This window comes from Pseudomonas sp. BP11-1-1, assembly GCF_052112105.1.
GTDB lineage: Bacteria > Pseudomonadota > Gammaproteobacteria > Pseudomonadales > Pseudomonadaceae > Aquipseudomonas > Aquipseudomonas alvandae.
This window is the reverse complement of the sequence record NZ_JAUTYU010000005.1, coordinates 192,262-204,913: the sequence shown is the minus strand read 5'-3', so window position 1 is coordinate 204,913 and position 12,652 is coordinate 192,262. Positions and strand designations below refer to the sequence as shown.

At 61.0% G+C, this 12,652-nt stretch carries 6 protein-coding genes; 3 read left to right on the top strand and 3 right to left on the bottom strand.

What is annotated here, in order from left to right:
* Positions 1-20: 20 nt before the first annotated feature.
* Positions 21-1,343, bottom strand: a complete 1,323-nt coding sequence (locus Q7C33_RS13310) for an MFS transporter (protein WP_030142610.1) — start codon at positions 1,341-1,343, stop codon at positions 21-23.
* A 193-nt stretch (positions 1,344-1,536) separates the two neighbouring features.
* On the opposite strand from Q7C33_RS13310, the gene Q7C33_RS13305 reads away from it, so the two are divergent.
* From Q7C33_RS13305 to Q7C33_RS13295, 3 genes are all read left to right on the top strand, one after another.
* Positions 1,537-3,273: an IlvD/Edd family dehydratase gene (locus Q7C33_RS13305; RefSeq protein WP_030142611.1), complete on the top strand. Its 1,737-nt coding sequence runs from the start codon at positions 1,537-1,539 to the stop codon at positions 3,271-3,273.
* Positions 3,274-3,478: 205 nt separating this feature from the next.
* Positions 3,479-4,204, top strand: coding sequence for a FadR/GntR family transcriptional regulator (locus Q7C33_RS13300; RefSeq protein ID WP_202335017.1), 726 nt, complete (start codon positions 3,479-3,481; stop codon positions 4,202-4,204).
* 110 nt (positions 4,205-4,314) lie between these two features.
* Entirely contained in the window at positions 4,315-9,000 is a 4,686-nt protein-coding gene (locus Q7C33_RS13295; RefSeq protein ID WP_407683522.1) for a dermonecrotic toxin domain-containing protein, read from the top strand.
* Between the two features lie 151 nt (positions 9,001-9,151).
* Here Q7C33_RS13295 and Q7C33_RS13290 read toward each other — a convergent pair whose 3' ends face one another.
* Positions 9,152-11,527 carry an efflux RND transporter permease subunit gene (locus Q7C33_RS13290; protein ID WP_030142614.1) on the bottom strand — a complete coding sequence of 792 codons (2,376 nt, stop codon included), beginning with the start codon at positions 11,525-11,527 and terminating at the stop codon, positions 9,152-9,154.
* Positions 11,528-11,570: 43 nt separating this feature from the next.
* Complete coding sequence (locus Q7C33_RS13285; protein WP_407683521.1) at positions 11,571-12,623, bottom strand: WD40/YVTN/BNR-like repeat-containing protein; 1,053 nt, start codon at positions 12,621-12,623, stop codon at positions 11,571-11,573.
* Between the last annotated feature and the right edge of the window lie 29 nt (positions 12,624-12,652).

The window sequence follows — 12,652 nt, the reverse complement described above, 5'->3', positions numbered from 1 at the left end:
CTTCCACAATTGCAATAAGTTCAAGTACGCGTCGCCCCCCGGGCGCTCGCCGCAAACTGGTCCGCCGGCAGCACATGCTTGCGCTCCAGCAGGCGATAGACCACGCCAGTCAACACCAGGCCAAACACCATCACACAGGACAGGAAATACAGCCCCGAAGCCAGGTTGCCGGTGTACTCCTTCAGCGCACCGATCACGAACGGTCCGATGTAGCCACCGAGGTTGCCCACCGAGTTGATCAGCGCAATGCCCGCCGCCGCACTCGCGCCAGCAAAGAACCGCCCTGGCAAGGTCCAGAACACCGCCGTGCAGGAAAACAGCGCGAACGCCACCAGGCACAGCGCCGCCAGTTGCAACACCGGCACCGACAGCCAGGCGCTGAGGAACAGGCCGATGGCACCGAGCACGTACAACACGGCCAAGTGACCGTAGCGGTCATTCAAGCGGTCGGAGCTGCGCGGAATGATCAGCAGGCCGATGATGCCGAAGATATACGGCACCGAAGAGACAAAACCGGTCACCAGGTCGCTGCCACCGAACTGCTTGATCAGCGTCGGCAACCACAGGCCCAGCCCGTAGATGCTCAACGTCACGGGCAGATAGAACAGCGCCAGCAGCAACACACGTTTGTCCTTCAGCGCATGCAGCGGATTGCCGTGGCGGGTCTGGCCGTATTCCTGCAAGTCTTTCTGCAACTCGCCGGTCAGCCAGTCCTTCTCGGCCTGGTCCATCCATTTCACTTGTTGCGGGCCATCCGGCAGGTAGCGCAGCACCGGCCAGGTCAACAGCACCGCCGGCAGGCCGATGACGATGAACAGCCACTGCCAGCCGTGCAGGCCAAGGATGCCGTCCATGCCCAGCAAGCCACCGGACACCGGGCCGGTGATCATCATCGCGATGGGTTGGGAAAGAATGAACAGGCCGAGGATCTTGCCGCGATGGCGCACCGGGAACCATTGGGTGATGTAGTACAGCACGCCCGGGAAGAATCCGGCTTCGGCCGCGCCCAGCAAAAAGCGCATCACATAGAAACTGTGCGGGCCCTGCACAAAGGCCATGCCGATGGTGATGGCGCCCCAGGTGATCATGATCCGGGCGAACCAGCGCCGCGCACCGAAGCGTTCCAGCATCAGGTTGCTGGGAATCTCCAGCAGGAAGTAACCAATGAAAAACAGCCCCGCGCCCAAGCCGTAGGCGGCGTCGCCGATGCCGATGTCGGCGCCCATATGCAGCTTGGCAAAGCCCACCGCAGAGCGGTCCACGTAGGCGATCAGGTACAGCAGGATCAGGAAGGGAATCAGTTTGAGGGTGATGCGACGTATAAGCCGCAATTCCTGGCTCATGGGACCGGTCTCCGATTGTTGTTGTTATAGAACCTCGGGGGATTTCTCTCGCGAATGACCGCCAGGACAACCCCTCCGTTGAATCGGACTATATAGTAATACTATTTACCCAACAACACTTCCAAACCGCGCAAATTGCGCTTATGTTACGCTTCAGCTCGAACAATATAGTCATACAATAAGAGAATCGATCATGTCTGATAAGAAACCCTCCCTGCGCTCGGCCCAATGGTTTGGCACTGCCGACAAGAACGGCTTCATGTACCGCAGCTGGATGAAAAATCAGGGCATTGCCGACCATCAGTTCCACGGCAAGCCGATCATCGGTATCTGCAACACCTGGTCGGAGCTGACGCCGTGCAACGCGCACTTCCGGCAGATCGCCGAACACGTCAAGCGCGGCGTGATCGAGGCCGGGGGCTTCCCGGTGGAATTCCCGGTGTTCTCCAACGGCGAATCGAACCTGCGCCCCACCGCCATGCTGACGCGCAACCTGGCGAGCATGGACGTGGAAGAGGCGATTCGCGGCAATCCGATCGACGGCGTAGTGCTGCTCACCGGTTGCGACAAGACCACCCCGGCCTTGCTGATGGGCGCCGCCAGCTGCGACGTGCCCGCCATCGTCGTCACCGGCGGGCCGATGCTCAACGGCAAGCACAAGGGCCAGGACATCGGCTCGGGCACCGTGGTGTGGCAGTTGAGCGAACAGGTCAAGGCCGGCACCATCACCATCGATGATTTCCTCGCGGCCGAGGGCGGCATGTCCCGCTCGGCCGGCACCTGCAACACCATGGGCACGGCGTCGACCATGGCGTGCATGGCCGAAGCCCTCGGCACCTCCCTGCCCCACAACGCCGCGATTCCGGCAGTGGACGCCCGTCGTTATGTGCTCGCCCACATGTCCGGCATGCGTGCCGTGGAAATGGTCCGTGAAGATCTGAAACTGTCGAAGATCTTGACCAAGGAAGCCTTCGAAAACGCCATCCGCGTCAACGCCGCCATTGGCGGTTCGACCAACGCGGTGATCCACCTCAAGGCCATCGCCGGACGCATCGGCGTGCAACTGGACCTCGACGACTGGACCCGCATCGGCCGCGGCATGCCGACCATCGTCGACTTGCAGCCGTCCGGGCGCTTCCTGATGGAAGAGTTCTACTACGCCGGTGGCCTGCCCGCCGTGCTCCGTCGTCTCGGCGAAGCGAACCTGATCCCGCACCCGAACGCACTGACGGTCAACGGCAAGAGCCTCGGCGAAAACACCAAGGACGCACCGATCTACGGCCAGGACGAAGTCATCCGCACCCTGGACAACCCGATCCGTGCCGACGGCGGCATCTGCGTATTGCGCGGCAACCTGGCGCCACTCGGCGCGGTGCTCAAGCCTTCCGCCGCCACGCCGGAGTTGATGCAGCATCGTGGCCGTGCCGTGGTGTTCGAGAACTTCGACGAGTACAAGGCACGGATCAACGACCCGGAGCTCGATGTCGACGCCGACTCGATCCTGGTGATGAAAAACTGCGGGCCGAAAGGTTATCCAGGCATGGCCGAAGTCGGCAACATGGGCTTGCCGGCCAAGCTGCTGGCCCAGGGCGTGACGGACATGGTGCGTATTTCCGATGCACGCATGAGCGGCACCGCCTACGGCACCGTGGTCCTGCACGTGGCACCGGAAGCCGCGGCCGGCGGACCTTTGGCCGCCGTGAAAGAAGGCGACTGGATCGAACTCGACTGCGCCAGCGGCCGCCTGCACCTGGACATCCCGGACGCCGAACTCGCCGCGCGCCTGGCCGACCTCGCGCCACCGCAACAATTGTTGGTGGGCGGCTATCGCCAGTTGTACATCGACCATGTGCTGCAAGCGGACCAGGGTTGCGACTTCGACTTCCTGGTGGGCTGCCGCGGCGCCGAGGTGCCGCGTCACTCTCACTGACCCCGTCACCTCCCTGTGGGAGCGAGCTTGCTCGCGATGGCGTCGGATCAGCCGGATCATTGCTGACTGACCCACCGTTATCGCGAGCAAGCTCGCTCCCACAAGGGATCTGCATCTATCCGAAAACTCGCACTAGCGACCCGCCATCGCCGCGCCTGCTATCATGCGCAGCACTCCCCTCGCCGACAGGATCGCGCCGCGTCCCATGGATTACCGCAAACCCTCCGACCGCAAAAGCATGCATGCGCGCATCGTCCAGGAACTGGGCATGCAGATCGTCTCCGGGCGCTTCAAGCCGGATGACAAACTGCCCGCCGAAGCCTTGTTGTGCGAAGAGTACGCGGTCAGTCGCCCGGTACTGCGCGAAGCCACGCGGGTGCTGGTCGCCAAGGGGCTGGTGTATTCGCGTCCTCGCGTGGGCACGGTGGTCAAGGCCCGGCGGGAATGGCACATGCTTGATCCGGACGTGCTGCACTGGCTGATGCAGAGCAGCCCGCAGAACGAATTTTTCGGCCTGCTCACCAGCGTGCGCAGCATCATCGAACCGGCGGCGGCTGCCCTCGCCGCCCAGTTCGCCACCGATGAAGACATCGCCGCGATCAACGAAGCCTACCAGCGCATGGAGGCGGCCCCGACCCCCGAAGCCCTGCTGCAACCGGACCTGGATTTCCACAGCCGCATCGCCGACGCCACCCACAACGACCTGCTCGCCAACCTCTGCAATATGTTGTCCGTGGCGATCGCCGAAGCCCTCAAGCACTCCAACCAGCGGCCCAACCTGCATGAGCTGGCGATGCCGCGGCACAAGGCGATCCTCACCGCCATCGAGAACCGCGACGCCCTCGGCGCTCGCCATGCCACGCTGGTGCAACTGGACGATGCCCGCAGCGCTTTGAATGTGGTGCTGGGCAGCGACCCCGACCGCGCCTGACACAACGCATGCCCTACGGGGTAGTACCTATATACCGCACGCAGAGGATTGAAATCCCGACACTGGATTCGTCGTCATCCCGACGACCATAGTCAAGGAAAAGGATTTTTATGACCTCGCCTTCCCCAACTGGCGGCCCGTCCGCGCTTGCGCAAAACGTCAGCCAGCCATTCGCCGACCGCCCGACCTTCGAGCAGGTCGCGCAACGCTTGCTCGAACAAGCCATCAACACCAAGTACCCGACGTTGAACATTGATCTGTCCAAGACCCAACTCGCGTCTCCGGATATGAACGCACGTACCTGGCACTTTCAACCCTTCATGCCCCGGGTGCTTGATTACCTCGCCCTCGGCACGCCCATCGATTTCAGTTCGCAGGGAAGTTACGACTGCTATCTCAGCGACGACGCCCCACGTCGGCTGCGGGCGGACGATGCGCGCCTGGACATAAAAGTCATCGAAGACTGTTTATCAGAGCTGCCTTGGACGGTACCCATCGGCCTGGCAGATGCCCTGATCCGTTATTGGAATACCGACATTGACCGTGCGCCCCAAGGCGAATCCGGCAGCCGTATCAGCCGCTGGCAATGGCTCAGCGACACCCTCAAGAACATGCTGCATGTCCGGGGGTTGCAACAGGCTGGACTGAGTGAGCCGGAACGCGGGGCCCTGGATCAGGTCGTCCGCTGGCCAGACCGTGACCAACGCTTCAAGCAAAATGCGTCACCCGTCTATGTTTACCACCTGGAGAGCATCATCACCCAGGGCGTCACCCGCACCGTGCTGCCCAGCAGTGGAATCCTGATGCTTCATTACACCCGCGACGGGCTGCTCATTTTGCTTTCCAAGCCCGGCAGCACCGTGCAGTCCTTCGAGTCGATCCAGGCTTTCGACAGCCATTGGCGCGCGCAGATTGCCAAGCATTACATCGTCGACACCGTTACCTGCCAACGCCACGAGATCAGCGGCGACGCCTTCGATATCCAGGCGGCCATGATATTGGAGCAACAACTGACTGATCTGCGGACGGTAAAGCTGCCCGCCCGGATCGGCCTGCCGAACCTCAAGGCTCTCTATGACGAGCTGAGCGACCCCGCCTACTCTCTAGGCGATGTCCCACGTCTCGCGCCTCAAGCATCGACACAACTTGAACCGCTGTTGCCCGAATGGCTGAAGAATGCCTCCCTCGCCGACCGAACGAAATTCCAGCGCTACAGCCTGGCGCTGGCCAGCGTGAAGAAACGCGACCAGGACCGAACCCATTTCCGCGACATCAAGACTTTCACAGCCGACGCACTGCTTGCGCGAATGGAGAAAATCAACGACAGCAGTCCGACCAAGGCTCTCCCAAGTCATTTTCACCCCGACGATGTGGAACTGATCTTCACCGTCTCGGCCGGGTTTCCCGGGACCGCTGGCATCAGCGAAAAAAGGACCATGAGCCTGACTCGATTGGCCATCGACAATCTCGTCGCTCGCCCCAGTGGAAATCTCAAGCTCAGCCATCGCCAAGGCCGGACGCTGCCCGCATGGTTGACGCCCGACCTCATTACCCGCCGAGGCGGGCTTGTCGAACAGGTCGATATCGGCACCACTTACCCTCGCTACCTGCAAGACGAACTGTTGAGCGACTCACCTCAAGCGCAGGACTACCAGCGGATGTTTGCCGAACAGATCCCGGCACAGTTGCCGCTCGAGGCGCTGCAACAGATGCTCGACAACAAAAACGGCATGACCCGCCAAGGGCTGAGCCTGATAGAGGCGGTTCTTCAGCCCGACGCCGAGAGTCAGCAGGTCGGCGGGCGTGCCGTGGTCATTCGTCACCTGGCCTTCCTGCGCAAGCCTCAGGCCAGGCCCGACGTCGTGACCAATATGTTCATTGTCGAGGCGCAAGACGCTCAAACCGGTCCGCATTTGCTGTATCGCCCCTTGTACGCCCCCTCGTTGCTGGAGTTTGCGACGCGCCAGGCAATGCTGCAGGCCATTGCCAGCGCCGGGGATTTGCAGGGCAGCGTGTTGACCTGGATGTCCGATACCGCACGCCCGGTGTATGCCAACGGTGGCTTCGCGGAGCCACACATTGTTCATTTCTTCCAGGGCGACGAATTCAGCGTGCCCGAAAGACCCGCCCCGGCCACGCTCGCCATCGACAGTAATGAAGATGAACTGCTGCAATACCTGCGCAACGGCAAACTGATGGAATATCTCTACGGTTGCAATGCCCGGGCCCTCATCAGCCAGGCCGACCGAAACTCTGTCTCCAACAGCGAAAGCCGCTGGGCAGTGCTCCTGAAGGGTGGCAGCCTGCTGTTCAATACACTGCTGTTTCCCCTGCTGCGCGGCCCGGCGATGGCCAGCGTCTGGCTGTGGAGCCTGATGGCCAGTGCGAGCCAGGATATCCCCGCCTTGAACAGCGAAGACCCAGCCACCAGGGAACAGGCCGCCGTCGACTTCCTGGTTAATCTGGCCATGCTGGTGAGCCAATTCCACGCCATCCGCGCGCCTTCCCGTCCCCTCGTGTCCGCTGAAACGAAGAACCAGGCTATGCAACCCCCCGCCAAGCGCATTGTTGCCGAGCAATGGCCTGCGCCCGCCTCTCCCGAAGTACTCGAAGCCCCCATCGCCCTGCCTGGGGCGGAGGGTCCAGGCTCGAACTTCGATTTCAGCTTCGCCAGCGCCCGCCATCGCCTGACGTCCGAGCAGCGCACCCGCCTATATAGCAAGCAAGTCCCGCGCCCCGCCAGGCTGCCCGAACCGATCAACTACGGCCCGCTCACCGGCCTGTATGTAATCGATCACAGATGGCATGCGCTCGTTGAAGAACGCCTCTATCGAGTGACACCGGAAGCGGACGGCAGCGTGATGATTGTCGACCCACAAAGTCCATCGCAAATGGGACCGTTGCTGCAATCGGACGATCGAGGCATCTGGTCCGTGGATTTGCGGCTGCGTTTGCGAGGCGGAATGCCCAAGCGCGTCACCGAGCAAAGGCGCCTCAACGCCCAAAGGAAAGACGAACTGCTCAACGATTTGATGACCGTCATGGCGCAGGAGGCTGAACAACAGAGGGCCCAGGACATCGCCCAGAACGTCATGACGAGGATGGAAGAAGGAAGCGCCTACACCGAGGAACAACGCGCGTCCAAACGAAAGATATTCCATGACCTGCTCAAAGAACAGATCGACAAATACGTGGGGCTGCTGGACAGCGTGCCCGAACGTAAAAGGCTGAATATCGACCTGCCCTCGGCGGACATCCGCAATCTGATGGAAAACGTCATCAACAATGCGCGCAAGGCCTTCTTGATGGTCGAAATGGACGGGAGGGCCCTCAATCGCGCCAATGCCCAATTCATGGGAAAGCAGGCCGAAAAAGCTGCGGCTTCGGACATGAAGGGCTACCTGGCGTTTCTTCGAGCAACATGCGAAGCCAATGATCTTGCAATCCACTGGCTGGAGCTCAAGGACAAGTATCTGGAGGAGTTGCTGAACCTGGACTCCGTGGGCGCCCAGGCGTTCGATCGCTTGACCCGCGACCGCCCGTTGAACGAAAGAAGCTCAACGTCCACCAAAGCCATGCAGTTGGCGATTCTTCCATTGCTGGCCATCAAACATCCCGAGACTGACCTGCCCGATAGCCTCTATCGCATCATCAAACCCTTGGGTGAACAGATTCGCTCCCACTCCGACTTCAAGCAATACCAGCTGTCCGCAACGGAGCAATTCCAGGTGCTGGAAAGCTTGACGGAGCACTATGGCGAGGCCCTGGACGCATTGCACGGCATGAAGGCCCTCTATTTTGACGACCTCAACGAGTCCTACTTCGACAAGCTGCTGAAACTGCTCGATGGCCTGTATCAGGACGCGTCCCAAAAACTGGCCGCAGAGATCAAGCCCGAGCCAACGCCACACGTGAGTCCGCCCAAACGTCCTGAAGCGTCCCATGAGCGTTTCAAGAAAAAGGTGATCAAGACTCGCAAGAATGGCGTTCTGATCGGCGACCTGAAGCCGGCGGGTACAACCTTGGGAATAGAAGTCGTCGAACTGCGTTCCGAAGTCGACAACCAAGTACTGTCCACCTATTCACGTCACGACGACGTCTGGGATCCCGTTGACATCCGCCAGCCAACCCCGGTACCCGCCCCCAGGACCAGACCTGTCGGTGCGATCAAGGGCGATGCGCGGAAATTGCTGGGTCAGTTGGAAAAACGCCTGCAACATGCCGAAGGCTACAAGAAACTCTGCCGTCATCCTCAAGAAATCGAGGAGATCATGAACAACGAAGCCAGTCGCTTCCGTGCGCTCTCCGATGAGCTTGACCGGGCCTTCACGGCCTCGACAACACCTCGCACAGCGGCGGACCAGACGCTGGGCCAGCAATTGGCCGATGCCATTTCCAAACTGACCGCCAGGGGCGCTGCCCTGCGCACCGAATTGAGCCTGCTACTGCCACCCACCGACGGCAACCTTCGGTATCTCTTCGAAAAGAACCTGATACAGGTCGCCAAACTTGGCGAACGCAAGGCGTTGAAAGGAACCCGCCAGGATTTCCTGCAGGAATACGCCATCAACGACCGCAACGGTTTTCCCCTCTGGTACGCCCATTTTCATTATGAGAAGGCCGACACGCCGAAAACCGATTACAGCGTCGCGCATCTCAAGATCAAGGAACAACGCCGGGAACACTACCATTCGCTGCTTGCCAAGGCTGACAGCCCGTATGCGGTGGTGAACGTGCATCGTGGGCAGCTTGGCAGACCGCTGGCGCAAAGCAGGTTCCTACCGTTGGCACCGTGATCGCCTGCACATAAAAACCTGTGGGAGCGAGCTTGCTCGCGATAGCGGACAGACATTCAACACCTTCATTGACTGTCACGCCGCTATCGCGAGCAAGCTCGCTCCCACATGGGTTTTCCACCAGCGCTCGCTATGCCGGTTCTATCCTCGATCAATGGGCAAACAACGAATTGCCCTTCTGCCCCGCCAGCTTCTCAGGCTTGATCAGGAACCGCGCCAGTGCCGGCAGCAGCCACAGCGCGCCGAACATGTTCCACAGCAACATGAACGTCAACATCAAGCCCATATCCGCCTGGAACTTGATGGCCGAGAAGATCCAGGTGCATACGCCGATGGCCAGGCACAAGCCGGTGAACAACACGGCTTTGCCAGTGGACTTCAACGTCTGGTAATACGCTTCCTGCAACGGCAAGCCGGCGCGCAGGAAGCTTTCCAGGCGACTGTAGATGTAAATGCCATAGTCCACGCCAATCCCCACCCCCAGCGCAACCACCGGCAGGGTCGCGACCTTCACCCCGATGCCCATGAACGCCATCAGCGCGTTGCCCAGCACCGACGTCAACACGAGCGGCAGCACGATGCACAGCGTCGCCGCCCAGGAACGGAAAGTGATCATGCACATGGTCGCCACGCAGATATAAACCAGGACCAGAATGGTCAATTCCGATTCCTTGATCACTTCGTTGGTGGCGGCCTCGATGCCCGCATTGCCAGCAGCCAGGATGAACTCCAGGCCATCGCGGTTGTTGTCCTTGGCAAAGTCCTGCACCGCCTTCACTGCGCGGTCCAGGGTTTCGGCCTTGTGATCGTTGAGGAACACCAGCACCGGCGCCAGGGAACAGCTGTTGTTGTACAGGCCATCGGCCCGGGCGATGGAACTGTTGAGCACGTCAGGGTTGCGCGACAGGGTTTCCCATTTCAGGTTGCCCTCGTTCATGCCCTTGATCATTTGCTTGGACACGGTCACCAGGGAAATCGCCGACTGCACGCCTTCGGTGTTCTGCATCTTCCACATCAGTTCATCGATCGGCGCCATGGCCTCATAGCGCGAGCAGCCTTCGGCCTTCGTCTTGACCATCACCACCAGTACGTCGGAGCTGGTGGAGTAATTGCTGATGATGAAATTGTTGTCCTGGTTGTAGCGCGAGTCCGGGCGCAGCTCCGGCGCCCCCTGGTCGAGGTCGCCGATCTTCAGGTTCTGGCTGTACCAGAGGCCGCCGCCAAACGCGAGCACGGCCAGGGCAATCGATACCGGTGCGACCTTGGCGCTGGCGAAGTTCGACAGCGTGCGCCAGAACGGGTGCTCGCGGGTCGCGTCTTTCTTGCTGCGCTCCACGGCGCGCTTGCTGATGCCGACGTAGGAAATCGCCACCGGCAGCAGGATCAGGTTGGTGAACACGATGACCGCCACGCCGATGGAGGCGCCGATGGCGAGTTCGCGAATCACGCCGATGTCGATGATCAAGAGGGTGATGAAACCGACGGCATCGGCCAGGATCGCGATCATGCCCGGCAGGAACAACTGGCGGAAGGTGCGTCGCGCTGCGGTCAGGGCGTTGTCCGCCTCGCTGGATTGCAAGGCGATGCCGTTGATTTTCTGCACGCCATGGGAGATGCCGATGGCAAAGATCAGGAACGGCACCAGCATCGAGTAAGGGTCCAGGCCAAACCCCGCCGCGTGCATCAACCCCAATTGCCACACCACCGCCACCAGGGTGGTGCTTAACACGGCGACCGTGCTGCGCATGCAGTTCGTGAACCAGTACAGCAGGATCAGCGTAATCACGAAGGCCACGCCGAAGAACATCACCACCATGACCAGGCCATCGATCAGGTCGCCGACTTTCTTGGCGAAACCGACGATGTGGATCTGCACATTGGGATTCTGGGCTTCGAACTTGTTGCGGATCTTGTCTTCAAGCTCATGGGAAAACTTGCGGTAGTCCAGGGCGAGCAACTTGCCTTGGTCCTGCGGGTCCGGGTAGGACTCCAGCAGCGGAATGTCGACGATGCTCGATTTGAAATCGTTGGCCACCAGGCGCCCGACCTGGCCGGACTTGAGCACGTTGTTGCGCAGCAGGTCGAGGCTGTCGGCCGAGCCATCGTAGCTCTGGGGAATCACCTCGCCGCCGGCAAAGCCCTCCTCCGTCACCTCGGTCCAGCGCACGCTCGGGCTCCACAGCGACTTGAGCCCGGAACGGTCGACACCCGGGATATAGAAGACTTCATCGTGGATCTGGCGCAGGGTCTCCATGTAATCCTTGGAGAAGATGTCGCCGTCAGTGGCTTCCACGGAGATGCGCACCGTGTTGCCCAGGTTCGCCAGGTCGTTGCGGTGTTCGAGCATCTTCTCGATGAAGGGGTGCTCGAGGGGGATCATTTTTTCGAAGCTGGTGGACGGCCGGATCAGCGTGGCCTGCCAGAACAGGAAAATGCTGACCAGCAGGCAAATGACGATCACTGCCGGGCGGTTGTTGAAAATCAGGCGTTCGAGGAATGTCGCCTTGTCTTGGTGATGACTGCTCATGGGGTCCGCCTTATTGTTATTGTGCCCGTCTGACAGGCCCGGCTCATTTGCTCAGTTCGGCGCCAGTGGACGTGGTGGCGCGAACGCCACCCTGTCCCGCCAGGATCAGGTTGCCGTTGCCCGCCGCCGTGACGGCCGCCACGGAAATACGGTCGGGGCGGTTGAACACACTGAACGTCACGCCGTCGTCGGTGCTGCGGATCACGCTGCCACCATTGCCGACGATCACGATCGAGCCGTCCGCCAACAGCGTCGCGCCCGACAAGCCGAACTCCAGCGCGCCACGAGCCGCCTTGAGCTCGACCTGCTCCCACGTCGTGCCGAAATCGACGGAACGGTAAAGATTGCCGCGCAGGCCATAGGCCAACAGCGTCGAAGGTTGGGCGGTGCCGATGACGCCAAACAGCGAGCCTTCATACGGCCCCTGGAGTTTTTCCCAGGTCTGCCCCCAGTCGGCGGAGCGGAACATACTGCCGGCCTCGCCGACGACGAACAGCCCGGCATCCTTCACGGCGGCGATGGCATTGAGGTGGTATTGGTCTTCATTGTCGAGGCGGTCGCTGGCGTCTTCCCAGTGCTTTCCGCCGTCGGTGGTCTCGTACAGCGCGCCATAGGCACCCACGGCGAATCCATGGCTGGCGTCCTGGAACCAGATATCCAGCAACGGCGCTTCACGGGGCAGGTCTTCGAATTGTTTGGTCCAGGTGCTGCCACCGTCTTCGCTGGCAAGGATCTGTGCGTCGTGCCCCACGGCCCAGCCGTGCTTGTCATCGACGAAAAACACGGCGGTGAGCAATTGACGGGTCGGCACCTTGGCCTGGGCCCAGGACATGCCCTGGTCATCGGAATAGACAATATGCCCACGGTCGCCGACCGCCACCAGGCGCTGGCCGGCATGGACGACATCGAGCATCAGGGTCTTGCTGGCCTTGGCCGATTCGACGGAATAGATGACATCGGACGTCGACGCCGCCACCGCGAGCACCGGTGCGGACAACACGACAGAGCCCAGCAGCGAGAGCGCCGAGGCCAGCAACGCGACACGGCGCAGCATCGGCGGCCGGCAGCGGCCCGCAGCCATGACAGGCTCATTCATAGACCTTACCCCCATTATTATTGTTATGG